A 23,959-nucleotide genomic window follows, 5' to 3' on the forward strand; every position below is an offset into this window, starting at 1 on the left:
GACCATGGATACCGACCTGCGTGCCCATTTCCTGGAAGGCATGAGCCGGGTTGCCTCGGCGGTCACCGTTGTTACGACGGACGGGGATGCAGGGCGGTTCGGGGTCACCGTTTCATCGATGACCTCGGTCTCGGCAGACACCACACGACCATCTCTTTTGGTCAGCATCCATCATCTGAGCCCCGCCGGCGAGGCGATCAGAAAGAACCGCCGGTTTTGCGCCAATGTGCTGAGCGGCAACCAGAGTTTTGTCTCGGACCTGTTTTCCGGCCGTCTCAAGCATCTGAATGACGACAGGTTCAGCGCGATCCCCTGGCATGGCGGTGCGACGGGGGCACCGATTGTCGATGATGCCATCGTCTCACTGGACTGCGAGCTGAAGACCGCCTTGCTCTGGGGCACGCATTTCATTCTCATCGGTGAGGTCGCGCAGATCGAGCTTTCAAGGCAACGCTCGCCGCTCGTCTACGCCAATCGCGGCTATCGCCGCGCCATTCCGATCGCACCGGACGATCACCAGACACACAGCCCGGAGAACCAGCTGCGTGTCGGCTTCTTCATCACGCTTGGGCCGGAATTCGTGCCTTCCCTGGTCGTGGAATTTGCCAATCAGTTGCCGGCCGTCGATCTCAGCCTGCTCGAGGCCGATCACGACGACCTGCTGGAACAGATGCGCGCCGGCAAGATCGAAGCTGCCATCACGTTCGGGACAGTGGACGAGCCGGAACTTGAGACAGAAGTGCTATGTCCCGCGGCGCCACACGTGCTGCTGAGCGCCAATCATCCGCTTGCAGCCAGGTCGAGCCTTCGGCTGGCCGATGTCGCCGATTTGCCGATGATCCTGCTGGACTACCCTTCCGTGCGAGGCGCGATTGCCGCCTTTTTCGAACGCAACCAGTTGAAGCCGCAAATCCGTCTGCAGTCGCCTTCCCTGGCGATGGTACGCGGCTTGGTGGCGCAGGGCCTCGGCTACTCGATCGTCCCGCAGAAGCCTCAAAACAGGACCGCTCCCGACGGCACGGAAATCCGCGCGATACCGCTCGAAAACGATTTCCCCGAAGGCGCTGTCGTGGCGCTTGCAAAGCACGCGGACCGCCGGAGCGGATTGGCGGAGGATTTCATTTCGAAGTGCAGGAAGTCGTTTCGACAAACATCACAATAAGCATCGCAGAGCGATGACAAATGGGAGAGGGGACTATGGCTCGGGAAGAAGCTATCGATAGCACAGGGAGCAATCAGCTCCGCAAGAATTCGCTTGGGTTGATTGCAGTCACCTTCATGGTGATTTCCGCGGCGGCTCCGTTGACCGGTGTCGCCGGGGCGATGCCGCTGGCGTTCATGCTGGGCAACGGTACCGGCGTGCCGGCGACGTTCGTCTTCGTGACCCTGGTGATGCTCGCTTTTGCTGCCGGCTATGTCGCCATGTCGCGCCACGTCACCAATGCCGGGGCCTTCTATGCCTATGCGGCGCGCGGTCTCGGCGGGCGGGCAGCCGGCGCCGTCGCGGTCACCGCACTTGTTGCCTACAACGCCATGCAGTTTGGCCTGATCGGCCTGTTCGGCGGCATCGCCAGCGGCATCTTCGGGCAATTCGGCCTGATGCTGCCGTGGTGGGGCTGGAGTCTTCTTGCCCTCGTGCTGGTCGGCTTTCTGGGGTATCGGCAGGTTGACCTGTCGGCCAAGGTCCTCGTCTTCGTGGTGGCGCTGGAATATCTGGTGGTGCTGATCGTCGACTTCGCCATCCTCGGAAAAGGCGGCGCCAACGGACTTTCGATGAACTTCTTCGACCAGAATGCGATCTTCTCGGGCTCGCTGACGGCTGCGATCCTGTTCTGCATGGGTTGTTTCATCGGCTTCGAGGCAACGACGATCTATGCCGAAGAGGCGCGCGATCCGGAAAAGACGATACCGCGGGCGACCTATCTGTCGGTGTTGATGATCGGCATCTTTTTCATCTTCACGACCTGGTTGCTGATTGTCGGTATCGGCGCAGACAAGTTGGTTCCGACCATCCAGGCGCTGCCTGATCCTTCGATCTTCTTCTTCGATCTGGCTGGCCAGTACGCCGGCGGTCCGGTGGCGACCATTGCCGGTATCCTGCTGGTGTCCAGCCTGTTTGCGGCCCTTTCGGCCTTTCACAATTACATCGCGCGCTACAGCTATGTGGCCGGCCGCGAAGGCCTGCTGCCGGCGGCGTTCGGTCAGACGCACGATACTCATCAGAGCCCGCATGTCGGTTCGGTGGTGCAGACCGCCGGAGCGTTGATCGTGCTGGCGCTGTTTGCCGGGCTGGGGCTGGATCCGGTGCTCAACATGTTCACCTGGATCAGCCAGGTCGGCACGCTAGGCGTGCTTGCCATGATGACCGTCACCTCGGCTGCGGTGATCGCCTTCTTCCGTCGGTCAGGTCATACCGGTTCGGCTTTGACGACGCTCATTCTCCCGCTGGCCTCCGGCGTGGTTATGGCGGGGCTGTTCGTCTACATCTTCCTGCATTTCGGCGACCTGACCGGAACGACGGGCGGTGCACTCGGCATCATCCTGCCATCATTGATCCCGGCTGCAGCCATCGTGGGCTACATCCTTGCCCTGCGCCTGCAGCGTGCCGATCCGGCTCGTTTCGCTCGAATGGGCTTCAATCGGGACTAGTTCAGTTGCACTTCGGGAGGCCGGCCGGGATGAAGGATTAACCGGTCGGCCTTTCTAGACTGCGATCAGGTTGGATCGGAATTCTGCTCTATCTCGTTGTTTCGTCGCATGATCTCTGTCCAGAAAGTCTGCGACTTTTCGGGATCATGCTCTAGCGATTGATCGACTGGAACAGCTTGTCGAGGAGTTTGACCAACGTCTGCTGTTCCCGCTTGGAAAGGTCGACAAACATGTCGCGGTTCAATCTCCAGGCGAAATCCATGACCTCCGCATAGAGTTTCTCCGCCGGGGTCGTGAGCGCCAGAAGGATCGATCGGCGGTCTTCGGTGCTTGTCGTCTTTGTCAACAAATCCCGCTTGATCAGGCCGGCCACGTAACGGCTCACCTGCGCTTCATCCTGCTGCGTCGCGCGTGCTACCGCGCGAACGGACGGCTTGTCGAGATAGCGAACCGCAGCCATCGTTCGCCACTCGCCCAATGTCAGTTTGTAGTCGCTCATCAGCATTGCATGGGCCTGCCGATCGTTGACCTTCGTCAACAACGCCAGCCGATATGAGAACAGGTCGCGGATGTCGCGCGGGTAGACCCAAGGCGCCGGCGTGGCGTCCATTTCGTCGTCATATCGCTCTACATTATTGGTTGACATTGTCAGGTAATTATCCTTGATATTATCAAATAAAAATGTGCCACGAAAACTGGCTCCCCGCAAGAAGGGACCGATGAGGAGAACAGCATGCCGACATTTTTCGGAAGACACCTCGGCAGCAAGATCGCTGCCGTTCTAGTTGCCGGGGCCGCTTTGGCTGCCGGTATCGCCATGGCGAACGCTGAAAACGTCAAGCTCAGGTTTGCCTATCTGCTCGCCGATTCCGATCTGCCCATTCTTGTCGCGCAGAAGAGCGGAGACTTCGCCAAGGCTGGGCTGGACGTTGAACTGACGGAAGTCCAGGGCGGACCTGCCGTGGTTGCCGCAATCGCATCCGGTTCCGCCGATGTCGGCTATGCCTCACCCGTGCCGCCGATCAACGCCCGCATCAACGGCATCAACGTCAAGATGGTCATGGCCCTGGGGCATGAGGTCGATCCGGACAAGAAGTTCTCCTGGCTGGTTGCTTCGAAAGCTTCGGGCATCACCGACCTTCCCGGGCTGAAGGGCAGGAAGGTTGCCGTCAACGCGAATGGCTCGCTGTGCGTGCTGACGCTGAGCGATCATATGGCCAAGGCTGGCCTCAAGATGGAAGATGTCGAGCTGGTCGTATTGCCGTTCCCGCAGCAGGAAGCGGCTCTCGAGCAGGGCGCCATCGACGCGACATGCACCGTCAATCCCTTCTTTTCCTCAATTGCCAAGAACCAGGCCATAGGCGTCAAGATCCTCGCCGAGGGGGTGCTCGCCGACGAGCGCGAACCGGTGCTGAATGACGTCATCTTCGCCACCGACGACTTCATTGCCAAGAACCCGGATACGCTGAAGACCTTCGGCAAGGTCATCTTCGACACCCGTCAGAAGCTGCTGGCGGACAGGGCGGCGATGGAGGCAGCGGCAACCGAGTTCCTCGGTCTGACACCGGAGGCCGCGAAGGATTTCAAACTGCCCGTGGTCAAGCCTGAATTGACCATCTCCGAGGCCGAGGTCCAGGTTCTGCTGGATGCCATGAAGCGCGCCGGCATGCTCACCCAGGAGGTCCCGGTCAAGGACATGGTTTCCAACATGGCTCCCTGAGGAGGGGAGAGCGGTTGCGGAGGGAGGAAGCTATGGACGCGGTGTTGGAGGCCCGGCAACTGGCCAAGGCGTATGGCGTCGGCAAGGACGCTCTTCAGGTTCTTGGTGGCATTTCATTCACTGTCGGTCGAGGCGAGTTCGTCTCGATCGTTGGCCCCTCGGGATGCGGCAAGACAACCCTGCTGTTTGCTCTTGCCGGGTTGCAGCCGGCGAGTTCGGGCACGGTGACCTTCAATGGGCAGCCCGTGACAGCTCCGCCACGCGGGGTAGCCGTCGTCTTTCAGGACTATTCGCGTTCGCTTTTTCCCTGGAAAAGCAATCGCGACAACGTGGCCTTCGGCATGGTGCGGGTGGAAGGCCTGTCTGCGGCTCAAAAGCGCGACAAGGCCCAGGAAATGCTGGAGGCTGTCGGCCTGCAGGGCTTCGAGGACAAATATCCGTGGCAATTGTCGGGAGGCATGCAGCAGCGGGTTGCCATCGCGCGCGGATTGGCATCGCAAAGCGAACTTCTGCTGCTCGACGAACCCCTGGCGGCGGTCGATGCGCAGACGCGTGCCGACATGCAGGACCTTCTGCTCGATCTGGCGAGACGATTCCGGCAAACCTGCATTCTTGTGACGCATGATGTCGAGGAAGCCGTCTACATGGCTGATCGCGTCGTGGTGCTGACGCGGCGCCCGACCGTCGTCGACCACGAGGTAACCATCGATCTCGGCAAGCAGCGCGATCAGATCGCCACGCGTGAGGATCATCGATTCCTTGCAGCGCGCCACGACGTCATGACGAGCATCCGGTCGTCACGCGCCGCTGCACCGGCCACGGCAGCCTGAACATGGGGTCATTCCGGTTGATGGAGATCCTGGCGGGCTTCCGCGCCATGATCTCGTTCCTCGTCATCATCATCGTCTGGCAGTCCGTCGCCTCGCTCGGCCTGGTTCCGGAAAAGTACTTTCCCAGCATCCTCGCCATCGCTTCCGGCTTTCGTGACATGATGATGTCCGGCGAACTTGTTTCCGCTGAATGGCGCACACTCTCGCGCGCGCTGGTTGGGGTCGCTGCCGCGTCGATGCTGGGCATCGGGCTTGCCGTGCTGGGCGATCTGTTTCCACCTTTTCGCCGCGGCTTCGCGCCCATTGCAGCACTGGTGCAGCCCATTCCGCCCGCCGCCCTCGTGCCGATGGCCGTGTTCATGCTTGGGCTGGGTCCCAGGCTCTATGCCTTCATCGTCATTCTGGTCACGGTCTGGCCACCATATTTCAACGGCGTGGCAGCGCTCGCAAGCGTGTCGGACGTCCAGATACGCACCGGCCAGATGCTCGGGCTGAGCCGGTGGCAGATCGTGTGGCAAATCAAACTTCCCGCCGCGATGCCGGAGATATTTGCCGGCATCCGCTATGCGTCGAGCATCAGCTTGATCGCTGTTGTCGTTGCCGAGATGCTTGCCGGCCACGATGGCCTGGGCTTCCTGCTCATCCGCAAGGCCTTCGCCATCCGCATCCCTGAAGTCTACGCACTGATGTTTGTCTGTGCCGCGAATGGCCTGGTCATGAACACGGTCATCAACGGATTGCGCTGGAAACTTGCAGGCTGGCAACTGCGCATGACGGGGCAGGCGGCATGACCATGCTGCGCAGCCGCCAGAGCTATAGTGCGCTCATCCTCCCGGTCGTTGTTCTGCTTGCCTGGCAGGTGCTGGCCTGGCGTGCATCCACGCCATTGTTCCCGGGGCCATGGCAGGTGGCCGTGTCGATTTGGCGGCTTTACCCGCAGATTCTGGGGCAGATCGGCTACACCCTGATGCGCGCTGCCGCAGGCTTTTTCCTTGCCGCGATCGTGATGATCCCTCTGGGTATCCTGCTCGGTCGGCTCAAGGCAGTTGGATCGGTCCTGGAACCGATCCTGGACATGCTGGCGACCTTGCCTCCGCCGGCGGTCGTTCCCATCGTGATGCTCTTTGCCGGAACCGGCGACGCCGCAAAAATCGCGGTTATCGCCTATGCCGCCGGCATTCCGCTGATCATGAACACATACGAGGCGTCCAAGACCTTGCATCCGATGACGACATTGGTGGCGCGTTCCCTGCACCTGCACCGTCTCGAAACCATGGTCTTCATCGACTTGCCCGCATCCCTGCCGATGATCGCAACCGGTGTGCGATTGGCCGTCGCCTCGGCCTTGCTGGTCAGTGTCACGGCCGAGATGCTGCTCGCCACCAACGGCATCGGGGTCTTCCTGCAACGCCAGCAGGAGAATTTTCAGATCGCCAATGGACTGGCGGCGATCGCCTTCATTTCCATCGTCGGTCTGATCGTCAACGACCTCGTCCAGCGACTGGAGCGACGTCTGCTCTTCTGGCACTACCGCCTAGACCTGCACAATGAGAGGTAACCGATGCGTCGCAATGTCCTGTTCATCATGTGCGACCAGCTGCGCTTCGACTATCTGAGCTGCGCCGGGCACAAGACGCTCGCCACGCCGAACATCGATCGTCTTGCCAGCCGTGGCGTGCGTTTCACCAATGCCTATGTGCAGTCGACAGTTTGCGGCCCGTCGCGCATGAGCGCCTATACCGGCCGCTACATGCGTTCGCACGGTTCTACCCAGAACGGCGTGCCGCTGCGTGTGGGAGAACCTACGCTCGGCGATCATTTGCGCGCGATCGGCGTCCGCTGCGCGCTGATCGGTAAGACGCATATGACGGCAGATCATGAAGGGATGGAACGTCTCGGCATCAGCAGCGATTCCATCATCGGCGTCCACCTTTCCGAATGCGGGTTCGAGCCTTTTGAACGCGATGACGGGCTTCATCCGTCGAGCAGCTACGATCCCGATCCAGCCTATGACGCCTATCTGCGCGAACAGGGCTTCGACGCCGAAAATCCATGGGAACACTGGGCCAATTCCGGTTCCGGCGAGGATGGCGAGAACTTCAACGGCTGGCTGCTGGTCCATGCAGACAAAGCCGCCCGCGTCCCCGAGGAACACTCCGAGACGCCTTACATGACGCGTCGCGCGATGCGTTTCATCGAAGAGGCGGAAGCCGTGGGCCAATCATGGTGCGCGCATCTCTCCTACATCAAGCCGCATTGGCCTTACATCGTGCCTGCGCCCTACCATGCCATGTACGACAAGGACGACGTGCAACCCGCAATTCGCAGTGAAGCCGAGCGCATCGCGGCGAACCCGGTCTACGAGGCGTTTCAACAGGAGCGCTATTCGCGGAATTTCTCCCGCGACGAGGTCAGGGAGAAGGTGATCCCCTGCTACATGGGGCTGATCAAGCAGATCGACGATCAGCTTGGCCACCTCTTTGCCTTCATGGAGGAACGTGGCCTGTTCGAGAACACGATGATCGTCTTCACGTCGGATCATGGCGACTATCTCGGCGACCATTGGCTCGGCGAGAAGTACATGTTCCACGATGTTTCGGTCAAAGTACCGATGATCGTCTACGACCCGTCCAGGGAGGCCGATGCTACGCGTGGTACAACCTCCGAGGCGCTGGTCGAGATGATCGATCTGGCGCCGACCTTCCTTGATCATTTCGGCGGCAAGCCTAAATCGCATGTCCTGGAAGGCAGGTCCCTGGCGCCATTGCTGCATGGACCAAAGCCGGAAAACTGGCGGCGCTACGCGGTCAGCGAATATGACTATGGCGCTGATCTGGCGAGGTTGAAGCTCGACCTTCCGCTCAGCGACTGCCGCCTCTTCATGATCACGGATGGGCGCTACAAGCTGATCCATGGCGAGGGTGTGCCACCGATGCTGTTCGATCGCGAGAATGATCCGCATGAGCTCAGCGACCTCGGCCAGAAACCAGAATTCGCGGATGTCGTCGCGACCTTGCGGGAAGCCTTGTTCCACTGGCTGGTCACGCCGAAGAACCGCATCACTGTCGAAGACCGATGGCTCACCGGCGACGACGACAAGCTGCGCCATTTCGATCCCGCCATCGTGCCGGGTATCCTGATCGGCTACTGGGACGAAGCCGAGCTGGCAAGCGAGCATGAGGCGCGAAACAAATGGTTGAAAAGCCAGGATGTTTGACGGCGCGCCTGCGAAGTGGAATGCACGTTCGACCCCAGCCGCGTTTGTCGAAGCCCACCGAGAACCGGCTCTCGGCGGGCTTCGACGCTTCCTGCGGAAGCAATCGGCTATCTTTCAGCCTGGAATACTTTCTTGCCGCCGAACATGGTCCATAGCACCTTGGTGTCCGCTATTTCGGCGGGTGCAACGGTGAGCAGATCGCGATCCACCAGCACGAGATCAGCGGCTTTGCCGGGTTCGATCGAGCCGATACGGTCCGAGCGCCGCACGGCCTCGGCGGCGTTACGTGTGTAGGCATAAAGCATCTGTTCAGCCGTCATCGCTTCTTCGGGGTTGAGTACTCCCTTGGTGCCTTGCCGGGTTATCGCGACGGTCATCGCCAGGAACGGGTTTGGCGAGGTGACGGGCCAGTCGCTGGCACCGGCGACGATAGCGCCGGCGTCTGCCAGCGAACGAGCCGGGTAGAGCGTCTTCGAGAGGCTTTCGTCGAGATAGGGCTTGACCAGGTCGGTGGTGTATTCGTCCGCGCCAGACCATAGAAGTTGCATGGAGGCGATGACGCCGAGCGCCTTGAAACGTTGTCGGTCCTCGGGTTTGACGACCTCCAGATGCGTGATCGTGTGAGGGATGCCGCTGTCGCCATTGGCCTTGCGAGCCGCCTCGATCGCGTCGAGCGCATCCGTTGCGGCCCGGTCACCGATGGCGTGGATATGGACCAGTGCATCCCGCTTGTCGGCGGCGGTCACCAATGCCTTGAACTTGTCGGTTCCGATGACTTCCGGTCCCGGTGTGCCGAGATTCTTGTAGGGCCGGGAGAGCGATGCCGTCTGCGCCGGATATTCGATAACGCCATCGGCGAGGATCTTGATCCCTCCCACCATCAGGTCAGGTGTCTTGGGGAACTTTGCTGCCAGGGCGTCGTAGACCACCAGTGCCTCGGGGCCGCTCCTGGAGTTCAAAAGCACCATGCCGGTGACATGGGCGCTCAGTTCGCCAGCGTCGGAAAGTGTCTTATAGGCGGGTAGTACGCCGAGGTCGTCCTTGGTCGGAACCATGTCGAAAAGTGGAGCAGCGGGGCGACCATTCGATATCGGGTCGAGCCAGGCGGTGACGCCGTTGCTGTTCATCACCTTCACTGCGCTGCGCGCTGCCTCGACCATCGTCTGCTGTGAAACGGGCGGCACCGCCCCCATCACCTTGTCCCAGCCGGTGTCGGCACTGAAGCCATTCGGCGTGAAATCCTGCGCGTGGCCGAAATACTTGCGTTCGGCTTCACCCAAGCCGGCGATGAAGTCCGTGGTTACTCCTGCTCGCTGCAGCAGGACCTTGTTGGCCCAGCCGGTATGGGCATCGGAGCCGGCGAGGATGACGGGCGTCTCGGCAAAGGGCGGCGCGTTGAACACCTTGTCCAATGCCGCGACATCGTCCCAGTAGGCGGAAGTCAGATTGCCGATGCGCAGCGTATCGCCAATCATGCCGCGTCCGCTCTTCATCGACGTCGCAGCGAACTCGGCCAGTCGTCCTACAGAGGTGTCGCCGGGCGGTAATTCCGCGGCCACCAGGGTGAAGCCTGCAAAGACCGCGTGCACATGGCTGTCGATCAATCCCGGCAGCAGCATCTTGCCGCCGAGGTCCTCGGTCGCATAACCGGGCTCCAGCGTCTTTTCCACGTCGGCACGGCTGCCGACGGCGAGGATCGTGCCATCGCGCAGTGCGACGGCCTCCGCCCCCGGTGCAGCCGGATTCGCGGTGAATATCCTGCCATTGACCAACAGGGTGTCTGCGGCAAGCGCGGGAGCGCCGAGCAGAAGGCCCAGTGCAGCGCCGAAAGCGACGCTTCGCCGTTTGAGTGATGAAATCATGCTTCCTCCCTTTCGACTTCGATGGCGAAGCCGAAAGGATTTTGGTCAGAATTTTACGGATAAGGCAATAAGTTTATCATTTCGTAATTTGTGAAAGCCTCACTGTTCGATGCAATAGGCGGCGAGACACGCCAGCCGCACACGCAGGTGCCGGCCGCAAATATCTGTGAGCTGGGTGCAATCCCGGGGCGGCAGCAATGCCTGGAAAATCAGGTGCTGCTTGAGTTGCAGCGCTCTCCAGCGCTGGCGGCAGTCAGCCCTTGATGCTGTTGGCGGCCGCCAACAGTTCGTGCGCGATCGCGCTGTCGGCACCGTCCTTGCCAAACGCGCCGTCAAGCGCGGTTGCGGTCAAGGCACAGGCCAGTGACCCGTCGAAGTCGAAGACCGGGACAGACAGCGCCGCCAGCCCCGGGATGACGGTGCCGTCGACGAAACCCACGCCTCGGTTGCGGGTGTCTTCGACCTTCCTGCCGAGAAGGGCCTTGTCCGTCGCAGCATTTGCTTCGCGGCGCGCAATCGGCGCCGTTGCGACCTCAGGCAGGAAAGCCATGAAGACGAGGCCGGTGGCTGAGCGCGTGATGGGCAGGACGCGGCCAAGGCCAAGGCTTGTCACCAGGGGGACGCCGCCGTGATGGGTGCGCACGATAACCGGCCCTTGCTCCCCCCAGACACTGAGATGGCCGGTCAGGCCATGTCGGTCGAGCAGATCGTTGAGCACTTTCTCGGCCTCGTCGATGACGCTGCGGCGCGCCATCGCTGCAAGGCCGAGGCGGATCGCCAGCGGGCCGAGATCGTATTTCCCATCCTTCTCGTGCTGCGAGGCCAGGCCGATGCGGATGAGGCTGGTGAGATAGCGATGCAGCTTTGCCGCCGGCACGCCAGTGTCGATGCTCAATGTCTTGAGGTTGAGCGGCCCTGGAGCGGCCGCCAGCGCGCGCAGCACCTTGCCGACGAAATCGATCGACTGAATGCCGCGCCGATCGTCCCCGTTTTCCTGCTCGTCCATTCGGTACCTCGCTGAAGGCTTCATATCGTCAGCTTGCAGAAATCACAAATTCACTATTGCGTAATTGATTACGAAATGTAAAAAGCCAAAAATCGCAACGGAGGAGAACGATGGCGGCTTTGCAACCTGACGATTTTCGTGGGCGGCTTGGGCAGGAGGGCGTGTCGCCTTTGTGGGATGTGCTGGATGCGCTGGTGACCCCGAGGCCGGCTCCACGCACAACACCCGCGGCATGGCGCTACGATACCCTGCGACCGCTGCTGGTCGAGGCAGGGGATCTGATAACCGCACGTGAGGCAGAACGGCGTGTCCTTATCCTCCAGAACCCTGCCATCCCCGGCCAGCATCGGACGACGGACACGCTCTACACCGGTCTCCAGCTTGTCTTGCCCGGGGAACTCGCACCGGCGCACCGCCATACGCAATCAGCGCTCCGACTTGTCCTGGAAAGCGAAGGCGCGTGGACCGCGGTCGACGGCGAGCGGGTGGAGATGTCCAATTTCGATCTGGTGCTGACGCCCAACTGGCGCTGGCACGAGCATGGCAATGACGGGACGACACCAGCCATCTGGCTCGACGGCCTGGATATTCCCATCGTTTCGGCCTTTGCCGGAGGTTTCGCGGAGCATCTCGGCAACAATCCACCGCCATCCGTGGTGCAGGCGGGCGACAGCAGGGCACGCTACGGTTCCGCCTTGAAGCCAGTTGTCGGCACCACGGCGGATCGTGCGGCAAGCGGCTATCCGCTGTTTCATTATCCTTATGTCCAGTGGCGGCAAGCGCTGGAGGATACGGCTGCTGCCAGCGATGCGGATCCGCATTTCGGCTGTGTCATGGAGTTCGCAAACCCGCTTGATGGCGCATCGGTGATGGGAACGATCTCGGCTTTCGTGCAGCTCCTGCGTGCGGGCACCGTGACGCGCCCATGCCGCCAGAGCGCCAGTGCCGTCTATGTCGGTATCGAGGGGCACGCGGTGCTGAGAGTGGACGGAAAGCGTTTCGAGATCGGCCCGCGTGATGTGGTGGCTGTGCCGTCCTGGGGAGAGGTCGCGATCGAGGCGGGCGCGTCGGATGCAGTCCTCTTCAACTATTCCGACCGCGTCTGCATGGAGAAGCTAGGACTTTGGCGCGAGCAGCGGGGTTGACCATGCCGGTTGCGTTCGAGCCCTGCCGTCCCACGCTGCTGGAGACCACGACCACCGTCAGCTATCCGGTGCGCCGCGTCTTCTGTGTTGGCCGCAACTATGAAGCCCATGCGCGCGAGATGGGACGTGACCCCGATCGGGAGCCACCGTTCTTCTTCACCAAATGGGCCGAGACGGTCGTCAACGCCGACCCGCAGGATGCCTGCCATGTGGCCTATCCGCCCGAAACGCATAACTTCCATTTCGAGATCGAACTGGTCGTGGCCATGGGTGGGCACGCATTCCGGATAGATGCTGCGGAAGCGGAGCAAGTTATCTGGGGCTACGCGGTCGGGCTCGACATGACCCGGCGTGACCTGCAGCTCGAAGCCAGGGATCTCGGTCGGCCCTGGGACACCGGCAAGAATGTCGAGCAGTCCTCGCCGATGGGACGCCTGGTCGCCAAGGATGCAGCCAGGGTAAACGGTTTCAATCCCGGAGCGGGGCGGATCACGCTTTCGGTCGACGGTATCGCCAAGCAGGACGCCGATCTCTCTGAGCTGATCTGGCCGGTCGAAGACATCGTCGCCCACATTTCGCTCTTCTATCGGCTTGCACCCGGCGACCTGATTTTCACGGGCACGCCGGCAGGCGTCGGTGCCGTCGTCCCGGGCAATCGATTGGCTGGCGCGATTGCCGGGCTGCCGCCGCTTGAGATCACCATCGCACCGCCTGCCGGCAGTTGACCTTTCACAGCATCGGCCAAGCCATGTCTCTCGACACAGCCAGCAACCAGGAGTGCGAAGCGGGGCAGATGCCCAGCTTCACCTTCTACAACTACTTCCGCTCGTCGGCGGCCTACAGAGTGCGCATCGCCCTCAATCTCAAGGGAATAAAACCGGCCCACACCGTCGACCTTGATATCAGGCAGGGCGAGCAGAAGGCGGCCGCATTCGGTGAGGTGATCCCGCACGGTCTCGTTCCGGCCTTCTCCTGGGATGGCGGGTTCCTGACCCAGTCCATCGCCATGATCGAATGGCTCGATGCATTGACGCCGCATCTGCCACGGCTGGTTCCGGCTGATCCGTTCCAGGCATCGCAGGCGCGCGAGATCGCGCTTGCCGTGGCCTGCGATACCCATCCGCTGAACAACCTGCGGGTGCTCAATTACCTCGGGCATCGGCTGGAGCTTTCGGAGGATGCGCGCCTGCAATGGTACCGGCATTGGGTCGAAGAAGGATTTGCCGCCGTTGAACGTATCCTTCGATTGAGGTGCTCGGGAGGACCGTTCGCCCTGGGCCTGCAGCCGACGCTGGCCGATGTGTGCCTGATACCGCAGGTGTTCAACGCACGTCGCTTCGATGTGCCGCTTTCGACGTTCCCGATGATCAACGAAGTGGCGGAGCGGTGCGAGACACTGGAGGCATTCAGAAAAGCGAGCCCGGAGGCGGCCGTTTGACGAAACGCCGGTAGAACCGGCGATCAAGGGAGGAGACATTCGATGTTCGGGAAAATGACCCGCCTTGCCGTGTTCGCGGCAGGCCTGTTGTGGTGTGGCTCGCTGCAAGCGGCTGAAATAACGCTGAAAATCAGCCACTATCTGCCGCCGGCGCATGGCTTCCAGGCCGATTTCCTTGGACCATGGGCAAAGGAACTGGAAGAACGCACCGGCGGCAAGGTCAAGGCAGAGATCTTCGGGGCCGGTTCGGCCTACGGCGAGGCGGCGCGACAATCGGACCAGGTCAAGGCGGGGGTCGTGGACATCGCGCTGGGACTTGCCGGCATTCCGCGTGGCCGTTTTCCGGCAACCTCAATCATCGAGTTGCCCTTCATGGTCGACAGGGCTGGTCCCGGCTCGCAGGCGCTGTGGCAACTCTACAAGGAAGGCGCACTCGGCAAGGAGTACGATGACTTCAAGGTGCTGGCGCTTTTCGTCCATCACGGAGGTCTTTTTCATACGGTCAATCGTCCGGTTCGTTCGCTCGATGATCTGAAGGGGCTGCGTTTGCGCACGCCGAGCCCTGCGGTCTCCGCCATGCTGGAGGCGCTGGGGGCTTCGCCCGTCGGCATGCCGCCCGCGCAGATCTACGAAAGCCTCGAACGTGGTGTGCTCGACGGGGTGGTGACGACGTGGGACCTCGTCAGCGCCATCAAGCTCAACGAGACGCTGAAATATCATACCGATGCGCGCTCCTATGCAGCGGCTTTCTACGTCGTCATGAACAAGCAGACATACGATGCGCTGCCCGAAGATGTTCGCAAGGTCATCGATGAGATGTCCGGTGACGCACTGGTGGCGAAGTTCGGCCCCTGGTGGGACAAATGGGAGGCGCGCGGCAAGGAGGATGCGATCCGGCGCAAGCAGGAGATCATCGAGGTCGACGATGCGACGCGTGCGGCCTGGGCAAAGCAGCTCCAGCCAATGACGGATGCCTATCTGGAAACGCTGGCCGGGGAGGGCGTCGCCGATCCCAAGGCGCTCTACCAGAGAGCAAAGGACCTCGTCGCGAAATATTCGGCCGAATAGTCGGGAGCTGCCAGTGTCCGATCTCTCCAAAGAACCCGGCGGCCGCGAAGCCGGCGTGCTCGCTCTCGTCAACGGCGTAGAACGCCTTATGGCCGCCATGGCGATCGTCGGCATCGTCATGCTTGCCGGTGCGATAGTGCTGGTCGTGGTCGACATCGTCCGGCGGCGAATGCTCGGTGGCTCCGTGATCGGGGTCATCGACATCACCCAGCTTTGCGTGATGGCTGCGGCCTTCTGGTCGATCCCTTACGCGTTCAGCAGAAAGGCTCATGTCGCGGTCGACTTCCTGGCGACGGACGATGCGCCTCGATTGCGGATTTTTGTCGCAATCGTATCGACCTTGCTCGGCCTTGGTCTGTTGGGGCTGATCCTATGGCTCGCCTCGGGGCGGGCGATGGACACCTGGCGCAGCGGCGACATTTCCCAGGATCTCGGCATTCCGATGATCTGGTACTGGGGCTTCCTGCTCTCCGGCCTGGCGGCGGGCCTTCTTGCAATCGCCGCTGCTTTTCTGAGGGAGATCATAGAGGCCATCGCATCGATGGGGGGCGAGTGATGACAAGTTATTGGGGTGTTGCCGGTTTTGTCGCGGTGCTGCTGCTGTGCGGCCTGCGCGTGCCGATCGCAATTGCCATGGGGGTAGTCGGCGCAGTTGGCTCCATCGCCTTGATGGGGTGGACACCTTCCGCCTTCCTGATGTCGAACCTGGCGTTTGAAGCTGTGTTCCCCTACGGGCTATCGGTCATTCCGCTGTTCGTCTTCATGGGCGTCTTCGCTTCCTATTCCGGCCTTTCCCAGAACCTCTATTCCGGCATCAATGCCTTCGTCGGTCACCGGCGCGGCGGTCTGGCTGCGGCAACCGTTGGCGCCTGTGCAGTGTTCGGTGCAATCTGTGGGTCATCGCTGGCGACCTGCGCCACGCTCGGGCGTGTCGCATTGCCGGAGATGGACAAACGTGGATATTCGCCGGCCTTTGCCGGTGCGACCGTTGCCGCCGGTGGAACCCTCGGCGTGCTCATCCCCCCTTCCATCATCCTCGTGATCTATGGATTGCTGACCCAGCAGTCGATTGGTGCGTTGTTCGCGGCGGCCATGATTCCGGGTCTGATCGCGACACTGCTCTATATGGCGGCGATCTGGTATCAGGTGAGGCGCAACCCGACCCTGGCGCCAGCCGGCCCACGCACGTCGCGGCGCGACTGGCTGAAGGCGATCGTGGGCATGTGGGATGCCCTGGTCCTTATCCTGCTGGTCATCGGCGGCATCTACAGCAAGGTCTTTTCACCGACGGAAGCCGCGGCCGTCGGCGCTGGCGCAGCCGTCGTCATCACCGCGCTGAAACGAAGGCTGACGCTCGGCGTGTTCAAGGTCGGCATTTCCGAGACCGCGCAGATGACAGGCATGATCTTCCTGATCCTGATCGGTGCGGCGCTTTTCAACCTGTTCATCGAGGCCAGCCGCCTGCCGGAGATGCTGGTGACCGTGATCGGCGCGTCAGGCTTGCCGGCGCCGGCAATCGTAGCGATCATCATCGTGTTCTATGTCGTGCTCGGCTGTTTCATGGACAGCCTGTCGATGGTGCTGCTCACCGTCACTCCGGTCTATGCGATCATCACCCAACTCGGTCTCGATCCGATCTGGTTCGGTGTCGTGCTGGTGACGGTTGCGGAGATCGGCCTGATCACACCGCCAATCGGAATGAACCTGTTCGTCATCAAGTCGATTTCGCCGAAGCTGGCGCTTGCCGATCTATGGCGAGGCATCCTGCCGTTCATCGGAGCCGACCTTGTCCGCGTCGTCGTCATCGCGTCCTTGCCGATGCTGTCGCTGTGGCTTCCCCGCCTGCTCGGATTTTGAACCAAGGCCGGAGCCAAAACACGGATCAAAACCGTGAATCTCGCTTGTTGAACAAAATACGACACGGTCGGGAATAATCTGCCCTGTCGTGTGGTCTTCTGCATGAATAGTCCGCGCGACAGGAAGGTTCTCATGCGCCGCAACAGTCTTGATCCGGTTTGCGCCAGCGTTTTCGGCGTCGCGAATGGCAAGGGCTTTTCTGCCCAAACAGGGTTATCGTCGATCCGCTTCATGGTTTCTGCGCGAACGCTGGAAGGTCGCGAGGAATGCGTGTGATATCGCCATGTTGAACGGTGAGGCGCAGGCGCGATTCAGCCAGGTGGTGCTACCCCATCTCGGCGACGCCCTTGCCTTGGCGCGCTGGCTCACCGGTAGCGCGACCGACGCCGAAGATGTCGTGCAGGACGCCTGCATGAAGGCCTATGCCGGGATCGACGGCTACGCCGGAGGGAATGCGCGCGCGTGGCTTTTGACCATCGTGCGCAACGCTGCGTACACGTGGCTTGCCCGCAACCGCCCTCGGGCCGTCGTTGCGGTTGGCGACCTGGGCGATCTCGACGACATGAGCGCGGGACATCGAGACCAGTCTTTGGATAGTGACGGTCCGGAAGCCAGCCTGATCGCCAAAGCCGATCAGGCTGCACTGGCAACCGCAATAGCCGCGCTACCGCAGCCGTTTCGCGAAACGCTCGTGCTGCGCGACATCACTGGCCTGAGCTATCGCGACATTGCAGTCATGCTCGATGTGCCGATCGGCACGGTGATGTCGCGGCTGGCGCGGGCACGCGGCCAACTGATGTCTGACCTTGGGAGAGCGCGATGACGGCGCACAAAGATGGATTGCCTGAGGACAAGGCGGAAATGACGATGATGGTTCATGCTTTGGTGGACGGCGAGCTCGACGCGGCCACGGCGCTGGCGGTGGAGCGGCGCATCGCTGCCGATCCCGGTCTTGCCGCCGAGCATGCGCGCATCACAGCGTTGCGCATGGCGGTGGGCCGTCTGCCAAAAACGCAGCCGACACAGACCTTTCTGGCGCGCATTGAAGCTATCGGAAGTGTCGATATCGATCAGGCGCCGCACGCATCCGTTCTGCCTTTCCGCACGCAGCCGTCGCAATCCGACCGCCCCCGTCGGGGCTGGTCGGCACGGTCCGTAACGTTCGATTGGCGTGCCCTGGCCGCGTCGATCGCCATCACCGCGGTGGTGGCGAGTGGAGCGACGCAATGGGTGATGACGGGTGGCTCTGATGACTTTGCCGTAGCCGTGGCAAGCGGCCATCGCCGCAGCCTGCTGGCTGCCAATCCGGTCGATGTCGTGTCGTCAGACCGGCATACGGTGAAACCTTGGCTCGACGGCCGGCTCGGCATGTCGCCACCGGCACCAGACCTTGCCAAGGAAGGGTTTGCACTGGTTGGTGGACGGGTTGAGGTTATCGACGGGCAGGCCGTTCCGGCATTGGTCTACCGACACAACGAACATCTGATCACGCTTGTTGCCCAGCCTCGGAGCAGCGGCAGGACAAGCAATCCCGTCGACCGTTCCTCGGACGGCTTTTCGATGGTGAGCTGGAGCGATCGTGCTTTCGCCTATTGGGCGATCACCGACATGGAGCGCTCGGGGCTCGACGAGTTCGTCACTCGCTTCCGGGCCGCCGCCGCCATCTGATCCGGCGCGCCGGCTGGTTCCGGCGCATGACTCCGGAACCGAACATCAGTCCGCAGAAAGAAATCGGGACGCGGGAATAAAATCAGAGCAATCAAGGTCTTGTCTGTAGCGACGCCAGAAGGGCCCGCGTCAAACCAGACAAGGAATAGTGATATGTTGAAGGTTGCTCTCACCACACTCAGTATCGTCGCTGCAACCGGTACCGCCTTTGCAGGCAGCGACCATTTCGATCCCGGCAGCATGCCGACCGTTACGGTCGATCACGCGACGACGGCTTCGGTTCCTGAGCCTCACAAGGATGTCGACGCCAGCATCAAGACCGGCACCTCCGGCAAAGCCAAGATCGAACCAACGGATTTCGGCCACGATCTCTGGGGCAACTGATTGGCTGCTGCCTGTTCGGAGGAGTGGCTCCCGCTCCTCGAACAGGCCTTGCTTCCGAGTTAGCGCGCATCTTCGCATCCGATCGAAAGAAAGACCCCATGGGCGGGAATAAATCCGGAAGGCGGCAGGTCTCGTCATCAGGGTGAACGGATCACCCGACCGCTTTCAAATCGTTGCATCAGACAAGAGAGATCACGATGTTCAACATGACACGTCGCATGGTGCTCGGATCCGCGGCGGCTGCCGCGGCATTCGGAGTTGCCGGAAAGCTTGAATTGATTGTCCCCGCATCGGCTGCCGCTCCGGTAGAGCCGACGGTTGGCTTCTACCGCTACAAGGTCGGATCGGTGGAAGCCACGGCCATCTATGACGGCATCTGGCGCAAGCCGCACGATCCGACCTTCATCGCCAATGCCTCGGTCGACGACACCAAGGCGGCACTGGCAAAAGCCGGTCTTCCGACCGACTTCATGCCGATACCGCTCACCGTCGTTGTGCTCAAGATCGGCGACAGGCTGATCATGATGGATGCGGGATCGGGTGTCGGCCAGTGGCAGGCCAATGCCACCCATCTGCCGGCCAACATGGCTGCCGCGGGCATCGACTACAAAGCGATCGACACCATCATGATCTCGCATTTCCACCCCGATCACGTCTGGGGGCTGATGGAAAAGGGAAGCAACGATCCGGTGTTTCCCAACGCCGAGCTGATCGTCAACGCCACGGAATACAAATGGTGGACGGATCCGGGTCGCGTCGACCAACTGCCCGCGGGCCGCAAGCCAGCTGGAAAGCGCATCGCGGAGAATTTTCCGAAGTGGAAGAACTGGAAACTGGTCGAGGATGGGGCGGAAGTCGCTCCGGGTGTTCAGCTGATTGCAGCGCCGGGGCATACACCCGGCCATTCCGTTTTCCTCGTGGCTTCGGGCAACGAGCAATACCTGATTTCAGCCGACACCATGTATGTGCCAGCGCTGCTTGCCCCGCATCCGGAGTGGCAAGGCAGCTATGACCAGGATGGCCCAACTGCAATCGCCACCCGTCACAAGCTGATCGACCGCGTCATAGCGGACAGGATCAGGATCAGCGGCTCGCACTTCCCGTTCCCGGGAACCGGATCCTTCGTGAAGGACGGCAACGCCTACGGCTTCACGCCGACCATCCAGAGCTGACGATAGGTGGGAGAAAGACGATGACCAGGTTTCTTGGAATGCTGAGTGGCATCTGCCTGATGGCACTCGCGACCGGACTGATGCTGCCACCGGCCTATGCCGTTGACGATATCGAAACGACGGATGCCCCCGACCTGACCGCTGTCAGGGCAAAGATCGAGGCGAAGGACTATCAGGGTGCTTTGGCGGAATTGCGCGATCTCGCCCAGGATACGCAGCAGCCCGATGTCTACAATCTGCTCGGCTTCACGCTGCGCAAGACGGGCGACTACAGCACCGCGCTTACCTATTACAACAAGGCGCTCGAGTTGAAGCCCGATCACAAGGCGGCGCGGGAATATCTCGGCGAACTTTATGTTGAAACGGGCGACCTTGCAAAAGCCAGGGAGCAGCTGGCCTCGCTGCAAAAACTCTGCCCCAGCGGCTGCGAGGAGCTGGAGGACCTGCAGCAGGCAATTCAGACCAAGGTTACCAAATGAAGTCGGGCAGGCGCACAGCGCCTGCCTTTTCATCCTGGATGGGGCTCGCCGTGCCGATGATACCAACCAACTGGACGGTTCGCCCGTCGGATTTCGTGCTGCTGGCGAGCCGCCTGCTGCTCGCCTTGATCTTTGTGCATGAGGGATTCGCGCTTGCCCTGCATTTCGACAGCACGGTGAAGGCGATGGCGCCACTCGGGATCGGTGTTCCGCTGGTACTGGCAACCATCGCGCTTCAGATTACGGCGGGCTTGTCCGTGGGATCGGGTTTTCTCACGCGCATCGGGGCTGGCGCTCTTGGCCTGTTCTGCCTCGCCACGGCAGCGCTGTTTCACACGAATTTCGCCAACCACAACGAATTGCTGCATTTCGAAAAGGACCTCGCCATCGCGGGTGGGATGTTCGTTCTGGCGGTTGCCGGCGCCGGCGGATTTTCTTTGGATGTGCTGGTTCAGCGTACTTTGAAAGGGAGCGTACGGATATCGACTGAGTCATAGCCTGACCAAATGCCGTCGCAGTCGGTTGATAGAGGATAGGTGTCGTCTGTTGGCGATGCAGGCTGTGGACCGAGCACCGGCAAAAGGTCTGCGCTTGTTGGGCGTTTCAATATCTGTTACTTAACACGCTAAGTTATCTGTCGACATAGGCGTGAGGCAGCGTTGGAACTGTTGAGCTCTGTGGGTTTGCTGCACAAGGACCGGATACGGACACCTTTCAGCCGCTGGGTCGACGATCTCCATCACACCTGCGGCAGTTTCCGCCCCCGGGCCATGGACACCAGCCTCGACATTCGTGGCGAAGCCCGGCGCATCAACGCCTGCGGCATGGAATTTTCGCACATTTCCAACGACCTCGACCGTGTCGATCATGATTGGGATGATGTCCGGCGCGATGCCATCGAGCAGCTTTTCCTGCTCGTGCAGCTCGAAGGTTCCTGCGGCGTGGAACACAGTGGCCGGCAGAGTGCCCTGGGCGTAGGCGATTGTATCCTGGTTGATTCCACCAAGCCGACCACATTCCATTTCGGAGGCAAGTTCAGTAACCACCTGTCGCTCAACCTGCCCAGGCAGCTCATCTATTTCCATGGTGGCGACAAGCTGAACGTGGCGCAGACGCTGGAGGCAGCCGATCCGATGGCCATCACGCTACGGGCACTGCTGGCCAAGGTGCTGTCGACAGCCGACAGCGATGTCCATGCGGCGAACCTGCGCCAGTTGATGCTTGACGCGACAAGGCAGGCCTTCGTATCGGATGTTCACAATTCGCTGTCGTTCGATTCGCTCAGCGACCTGGCTGCGAGGCGATTGCAGATGATCGATATGCTGATCGATCAGCATCTGACCAGCCCTTACCTTTCGGCACAGTGGCTGGCGAAACGCGCAGGGGTGTCGATGCGGGTGCTGCAACTGCATTTCCGCGATCTCGGCATGACCTGCACCACCTTCATTCGCGACAAACGCCTGCGTTTCGCGCATGAGAGGATCAAGCAGTTGCACTATCAGAACGGCACGCAGACCATTGCGGATGTGGCCTATTCCGCCGGTTTCAACGATCTTTCCTATTTCAATCGTTGCTTCAAGGAGTTGTTCGCCTGTGCACCGAGCGAACTTCTGAGATCGGCCCCACATAAAAAAAGAGTGCATTAGCCTCGGCTCGGTGGCGCGGCCTGACGTTCGTCAGACCCTTAGCGGCTTGTCGAGCTGCCGTCGGACGCCTGTTCGCACCTGATTTTTCAGCAAAATTTTCAAGATGACCGCGACGGCATGGGAGCGTTCACTGCCCAAATCACTGACGTCGATTTTACGCTCGAGCCCGTATCGGGTTTCGTTTCGCTCCAAGACACAACCGGCTGGCCGGTGTTGGTTGTGAGGGTACGGCCGCCAAAGAAGAACCCGCACAAAGGTCGGGGCAGGGGCGCGAGCCGCTACATGTGGAGGAGAAATCACGGTCATGATTCCGGTGAAATTCAGTCGCGCTATCGCGGTCGCTCTGCTGACCGCCACGACAGCCCTGGCGTCCCATACAATTGCGCAGGCGCAGGAGCTCGTGCTCGGCGTCATCGGCAACAGCAAGGATCAGGTGCAGCCCTATACGCCGACGAGCTCTGCGTCCGCAGGCTCCTTGTACAACCAGCTTTATGACGGCCTGACGGCCTACGATTCCAAGGGCGCGGTGGTCATGGAACTCGCCGAGTCCATGACACCGAACGCAACCCTCGATGTCTGGACCGTCAAGCTTCGCCCCAACGTCAAGCGTCATGACGGCAAGCCGTTCACCGCAGACGACGTCATCGCCAGCATCAAGCACATGATGGACCCGGCGAACAATTTCGTCGTCTCCAGCCAGATCGACTTTGTCGACCCGGCAAAAATCCGCAAGGTCGACGACCTGACGATGGAATTCACCCTCAAGCGTCCGTTCGGCCTGTTCGCCAATGCTTTCGCCGACGAGGATTTTAGAATCCGTGCCATTTCGGATGACGGCTCCGTGACCGGAACCGGGCCCTTCAAGCTCGATTCCTTCACACCTGGCCAGGAAGCACGGCTGAGCCGCTTCGACGATTATTGGGGCGAGAAGCCTGGCTTCGACAAGCTGCGCATCATCGGTTTCCGGGATCAGCAGGCGGTGACCAACGCATTGCGCGGCGGCCAGATCGACGTCGCCTATTCGGTGCCTTACACCGACGTTCCGGCACTGACCAAGGACCCGAAGCTGAAGACCGTGGTCAGCGGCACGACCACCTATCCGATCATCTCCGTGCGCGTCGACACGGCACCTTTCAATGACCCGAAGGTCCTGGAAGCGCTCAAGCTGCTGGTCGACCGCCAACAGATCGTCGACAATGCCTTCGGCGGCTTTGGCAAGATCGCCAACGACTATCTTGGCAACAACACGGCTTGCCCGGTGCCGTCCGAGCCGCAGCGCGTGCAGGACATTGCCAAGGCAAAGCAGCTTCTGGCCGAGGCCGGCAAAAGCAACCTCAAGCTCGAACTCGTGACCGACGGGGCCTTCGCCGGCATGATGGAGATGGCGCAGCTTTATGCGCAGCAGGCTGCGCAGGCGGGGATCGCCATCAAGGTGCGCCGACTCGATCCGGCTACTTTCCTCAATCGCTGGCGTGAATGGCCATTCCTGATCAGCCTGACCAGCGGACCGTACGAGACAGCAGCACTGGCAGCGCTTCTGCCGGGGCAGGGCGAGAATGCCACGCATTTCGATGACGCCGAATACAATGATCTCGCCAAGAAGCTGCAGAGCACTGGCGATCTGGTCGAACAATGCAAGCTGGTCACGCAGCTGCAGGCGATCGAATACAAGCGCAGCGGTGACATCGTTGCTGCCTATCCCGAAAACATCACCGTCTATCGGGACACGGTCAGCGGGCTGAAGCCTGATCTCTACGGCCGTACCGCCATCCTGTTTGGTGGTGTCACCGTCAAGAAGTGACAGCTCTCGATCGAAGA

Annotated in this window: 24 protein-coding genes; 21 read left to right on the forward strand and 3 right to left on the reverse strand. The window is 61.1% G+C overall.

Going from position 1 to position 23,959, the window contains the following annotated elements; translation table 11 throughout:
* The first annotated feature begins 4 nt into the window (after positions 1-4).
* Positions 5-1,162, forward strand: a complete 1,158-nt coding sequence (locus tag C1M53_RS31755; RefSeq protein WP_165358207.1) for a LysR substrate-binding domain-containing protein — start codon at positions 5-7, stop codon at positions 1,160-1,162.
* 35 nt (positions 1,163-1,197) lie between these two features.
* A complete protein-coding gene (locus C1M53_RS21355) occupies positions 1,198-2,649 on the forward strand; it encodes an APC family permease (protein ID WP_165358208.1) in 1,452 nt (483 codons plus the stop codon).
* Between the two features lie 151 nt (positions 2,650-2,800).
* On the opposite strand, the gene C1M53_RS21360 is transcribed toward C1M53_RS21355, so the two are convergent.
* The gene (locus C1M53_RS21360) at positions 2,801-3,358 is read right to left on the reverse strand and encodes a MarR family winged helix-turn-helix transcriptional regulator (protein WP_129414057.1); all 558 of its coding nucleotides are present in this window, start codon (positions 3,356-3,358) and stop codon (positions 2,801-2,803) included.
* 24 nt (positions 3,359-3,382) lie between these two features.
* Here C1M53_RS21360 and C1M53_RS21365 point away from each other — a divergent pair, with 24 nt between their 5' ends.
* Genes C1M53_RS21365 through C1M53_RS21385 form a run of 5 tightly spaced genes read left to right on the forward strand, consistent with a single transcriptional unit; the run spans position 3,383 to position 8,416 of the window.
* On the forward strand, positions 3,383-4,369 hold the full coding sequence (locus C1M53_RS21365; protein ID WP_129414058.1) for an ABC transporter substrate-binding protein: 987 nt from the start codon (positions 3,383-3,385) through the stop codon (positions 4,367-4,369).
* A gap of 32 nt (positions 4,370-4,401) precedes the next feature.
* Positions 4,402-5,199, forward strand: coding sequence for an ABC transporter ATP-binding protein (locus C1M53_RS21370; RefSeq protein WP_129414059.1), 798 nt, complete (start codon positions 4,402-4,404; stop codon positions 5,197-5,199).
* A 2-nt stretch (positions 5,200-5,201) separates the two neighbouring features.
* Positions 5,202-5,990, forward strand: coding sequence for an ABC transporter permease (locus C1M53_RS21375; RefSeq protein ID WP_129414060.1), 789 nt, complete (start codon positions 5,202-5,204; stop codon positions 5,988-5,990).
* On the forward strand, positions 5,987-6,757 hold the full coding sequence (locus C1M53_RS21380) for an ABC transporter permease (RefSeq protein WP_129414061.1): 771 nt from the start codon (positions 5,987-5,989) through the stop codon (positions 6,755-6,757). Before C1M53_RS21375 ends, C1M53_RS21380 begins: the two co-directional genes overlap by 4 nt.
* 3 nt (positions 6,758-6,760) lie before the next feature.
* On the forward strand, positions 6,761-8,416 hold the full coding sequence (locus tag C1M53_RS21385; RefSeq protein WP_129414062.1) for an alkaline phosphatase family protein: 1,656 nt from the start codon (positions 6,761-6,763) through the stop codon (positions 8,414-8,416).
* 107 nt (positions 8,417-8,523) lie between these two features.
* On the opposite strand, the gene C1M53_RS21390 is transcribed toward C1M53_RS21385, so the two are convergent.
* Both C1M53_RS21390 and C1M53_RS21395 read right to left on the reverse strand, forming a co-directional pair.
* The gene (locus C1M53_RS21390; RefSeq protein WP_129414063.1) at positions 8,524-10,278 is read right to left on the reverse strand and encodes an amidohydrolase; all 1,755 of its coding nucleotides are present in this window, start codon (positions 10,276-10,278) and stop codon (positions 8,524-8,526) included.
* Between the two features lie 253 nt (positions 10,279-10,531).
* On the reverse strand, positions 10,532-11,284 hold the full coding sequence (locus C1M53_RS21395; RefSeq protein WP_165358209.1) for an IclR family transcriptional regulator: 753 nt from the start codon (positions 11,282-11,284) through the stop codon (positions 10,532-10,534).
* A 110-nt stretch (positions 11,285-11,394) separates the two neighbouring features.
* On the opposite strand from C1M53_RS21395, the gene C1M53_RS21400 reads away from it, so the two are divergent.
* The 14 genes from C1M53_RS21400 (at position 11,395) to C1M53_RS21465 (ending at position 23,942) form a co-directional block, all read left to right on the forward strand.
* Positions 11,395-12,429, forward strand: a complete 1,035-nt coding sequence (locus C1M53_RS21400) for a cupin domain-containing protein (protein ID WP_129414065.1) — start codon at positions 11,395-11,397, stop codon at positions 12,427-12,429.
* A 2-nt stretch (positions 12,430-12,431) separates the two neighbouring features.
* A complete protein-coding gene (locus C1M53_RS21405) occupies positions 12,432-13,154 on the forward strand; it encodes a fumarylacetoacetate hydrolase family protein (RefSeq protein WP_129414066.1) in 723 nt (240 codons plus the stop codon).
* Positions 13,155-13,177: 23 nt separating this feature from the next.
* Positions 13,178-13,867, forward strand: a complete 690-nt coding sequence (maiA, locus tag C1M53_RS21410) for a maleylacetoacetate isomerase (protein ID WP_245488238.1) — start codon at positions 13,178-13,180, stop codon at positions 13,865-13,867.
* A 42-nt stretch (positions 13,868-13,909) separates the two neighbouring features.
* Complete coding sequence (locus C1M53_RS21415) at positions 13,910-14,935, forward strand: TRAP transporter substrate-binding protein (protein ID WP_129414067.1); 1,026 nt, start codon at positions 13,910-13,912, stop codon at positions 14,933-14,935.
* 13 nt (positions 14,936-14,948) lie between these two features.
* Positions 14,949-15,491: a TRAP transporter small permease subunit gene (locus tag C1M53_RS21420; RefSeq protein ID WP_165358210.1), complete on the forward strand. Its 543-nt coding sequence runs from the start codon at positions 14,949-14,951 to the stop codon at positions 15,489-15,491.
* Positions 15,491-16,792, forward strand: a complete 1,302-nt coding sequence (locus C1M53_RS21425; protein WP_129414069.1) for a TRAP transporter large permease — start codon at positions 15,491-15,493, stop codon at positions 16,790-16,792. The genes C1M53_RS21420 and C1M53_RS21425 overlap by 1 nt, the downstream gene beginning before the upstream one ends.
* A 283-nt stretch (positions 16,793-17,075) precedes the next feature.
* On the forward strand, positions 17,076-17,615 hold the full coding sequence (locus C1M53_RS21430; RefSeq protein ID WP_207213030.1) for a sigma-70 family RNA polymerase sigma factor: 540 nt from the start codon (positions 17,076-17,078) through the stop codon (positions 17,613-17,615).
* The gene (locus tag C1M53_RS21435) at positions 17,612-18,460 is read left to right on the forward strand and encodes an anti-sigma factor (protein ID WP_129414070.1); all 849 of its coding nucleotides are present in this window, start codon (positions 17,612-17,614) and stop codon (positions 18,458-18,460) included. The genes C1M53_RS21430 and C1M53_RS21435 overlap by 4 nt, the downstream gene beginning before the upstream one ends.
* Before the next feature lie 153 nt (positions 18,461-18,613).
* Complete coding sequence (locus C1M53_RS21440) at positions 18,614-18,844, forward strand: DUF680 domain-containing protein (protein WP_129414071.1); 231 nt, start codon at positions 18,614-18,616, stop codon at positions 18,842-18,844.
* Positions 18,845-19,041: 197 nt separating this feature from the next.
* Positions 19,042-20,016, forward strand: coding sequence for an MBL fold metallo-hydrolase (locus C1M53_RS21445; protein WP_129414072.1), 975 nt, complete (start codon positions 19,042-19,044; stop codon positions 20,014-20,016).
* Between the two features lie 20 nt (positions 20,017-20,036).
* Positions 20,037-20,495, forward strand: a complete 459-nt coding sequence (locus tag C1M53_RS21450; protein ID WP_129414073.1) for a tetratricopeptide repeat protein — start codon at positions 20,037-20,039, stop codon at positions 20,493-20,495.
* 56 nt (positions 20,496-20,551) lie between these two features.
* Positions 20,552-20,992, forward strand: a complete 441-nt coding sequence (locus C1M53_RS21455) for a DoxX family protein (protein ID WP_129416301.1) — start codon at positions 20,552-20,554, stop codon at positions 20,990-20,992.
* 180 nt (positions 20,993-21,172) lie between these two features.
* On the forward strand, positions 21,173-22,141 hold the full coding sequence (locus tag C1M53_RS21460) for a helix-turn-helix domain-containing protein (protein WP_245488635.1): 969 nt from the start codon (positions 21,173-21,175) through the stop codon (positions 22,139-22,141).
* A 304-nt stretch (positions 22,142-22,445) separates the two neighbouring features.
* A complete protein-coding gene (locus C1M53_RS21465; protein ID WP_129414075.1) occupies positions 22,446-23,942 on the forward strand; it encodes an ABC transporter substrate-binding protein in 1,497 nt (498 codons plus the stop codon).
* The last annotated feature ends 17 nt before the right edge of the window (positions 23,943-23,959 follow it).

It is taken from the genome of Mesorhizobium sp. Pch-S (assembly GCF_004136315.1).
Classification (GTDB): Bacteria; Pseudomonadota; Alphaproteobacteria; order Rhizobiales; family Rhizobiaceae; genus Mesorhizobium.

What these genes read in the sequence shown, in the direction of transcription:
- C1M53_RS21465 (WP_129414075.1), top strand. Translation starts at nt 22,446, where the DNA reads ATGATTCCGGTGAAATTCAGTCGCGCTATCGCGGTCGCTCTGCTGACC.
- C1M53_RS21415 (WP_129414067.1), top strand. Translation starts at nt 13,910, where the DNA reads ATGTTCGGGAAAATGACCCGCCTTGCCGTGTTCGCGGCAGGCCTGTTG.
- maiA (WP_245488238.1), top strand. Translation starts at nt 13,178, where the DNA reads ATGTCTCTCGACACAGCCAGCAACCAGGAGTGCGAAGCGGGGCAGATG.
- C1M53_RS21370 (WP_129414059.1), top strand. Translation starts at nt 4,402, where the DNA reads ATGGACGCGGTGTTGGAGGCCCGGCAACTGGCCAAGGCGTATGGCGTC.
- C1M53_RS21365 (WP_129414058.1), top strand. Translation starts at nt 3,383, where the DNA reads ATGCCGACATTTTTCGGAAGACACCTCGGCAGCAAGATCGCTGCCGTT.
- C1M53_RS21435 (WP_129414070.1), top strand. Translation starts at nt 17,612, where the DNA reads ATGACGGCGCACAAAGATGGATTGCCTGAGGACAAGGCGGAAATGACG.
- C1M53_RS31755 (WP_165358207.1), top strand. Translation starts at nt 5, where the DNA reads ATGGATACCGACCTGCGTGCCCATTTCCTGGAAGGCATGAGCCGGGTT.
- C1M53_RS21405 (WP_129414066.1), top strand. Translation starts at nt 12,432, where the DNA reads ATGCCGGTTGCGTTCGAGCCCTGCCGTCCCACGCTGCTGGAGACCACG.
- C1M53_RS21445 (WP_129414072.1), top strand. Translation starts at nt 19,042, where the DNA reads ATGTTCAACATGACACGTCGCATGGTGCTCGGATCCGCGGCGGCTGCC.
- C1M53_RS21440 (WP_129414071.1), top strand. Translation starts at nt 18,614, where the DNA reads ATGTTGAAGGTTGCTCTCACCACACTCAGTATCGTCGCTGCAACCGGT.
- C1M53_RS21400 (WP_129414065.1), top strand. Translation starts at nt 11,395, where the DNA reads ATGGCGGCTTTGCAACCTGACGATTTTCGTGGGCGGCTTGGGCAGGAG.
- C1M53_RS21450 (WP_129414073.1), top strand. Translation starts at nt 20,037, where the DNA reads ATGACCAGGTTTCTTGGAATGCTGAGTGGCATCTGCCTGATGGCACTC.
- C1M53_RS21355 (WP_165358208.1), top strand. Translation starts at nt 1,198, where the DNA reads ATGGCTCGGGAAGAAGCTATCGATAGCACAGGGAGCAATCAGCTCCGC.
- C1M53_RS21425 (WP_129414069.1), top strand. Translation starts at nt 15,491, where the DNA reads ATGACAAGTTATTGGGGTGTTGCCGGTTTTGTCGCGGTGCTGCTGCTG.
- C1M53_RS21375 (WP_129414060.1), top strand. Translation starts at nt 5,202, where the DNA reads ATGGGGTCATTCCGGTTGATGGAGATCCTGGCGGGCTTCCGCGCCATG.
- C1M53_RS21395 (WP_165358209.1), bottom strand. Translation starts at nt 11,284, where the DNA reads ATGGACGAGCAGGAAAACGGGGACGATCGGCGCGGCATTCAGTCGATC.
- C1M53_RS21455 (WP_129416301.1), top strand. Translation starts at nt 20,552, where the DNA reads ATGATACCAACCAACTGGACGGTTCGCCCGTCGGATTTCGTGCTGCTG.
- C1M53_RS21385 (WP_129414062.1), top strand. Translation starts at nt 6,761, where the DNA reads ATGCGTCGCAATGTCCTGTTCATCATGTGCGACCAGCTGCGCTTCGAC.
- C1M53_RS21430 (WP_207213030.1), top strand. Translation starts at nt 17,076, where the DNA reads ATGTTGAACGGTGAGGCGCAGGCGCGATTCAGCCAGGTGGTGCTACCC.
- C1M53_RS21380 (WP_129414061.1), top strand. Translation starts at nt 5,987, where the DNA reads ATGACCATGCTGCGCAGCCGCCAGAGCTATAGTGCGCTCATCCTCCCG.
- C1M53_RS21390 (WP_129414063.1), bottom strand. Translation starts at nt 10,278, where the DNA reads ATGATTTCATCACTCAAACGGCGAAGCGTCGCTTTCGGCGCTGCACTG.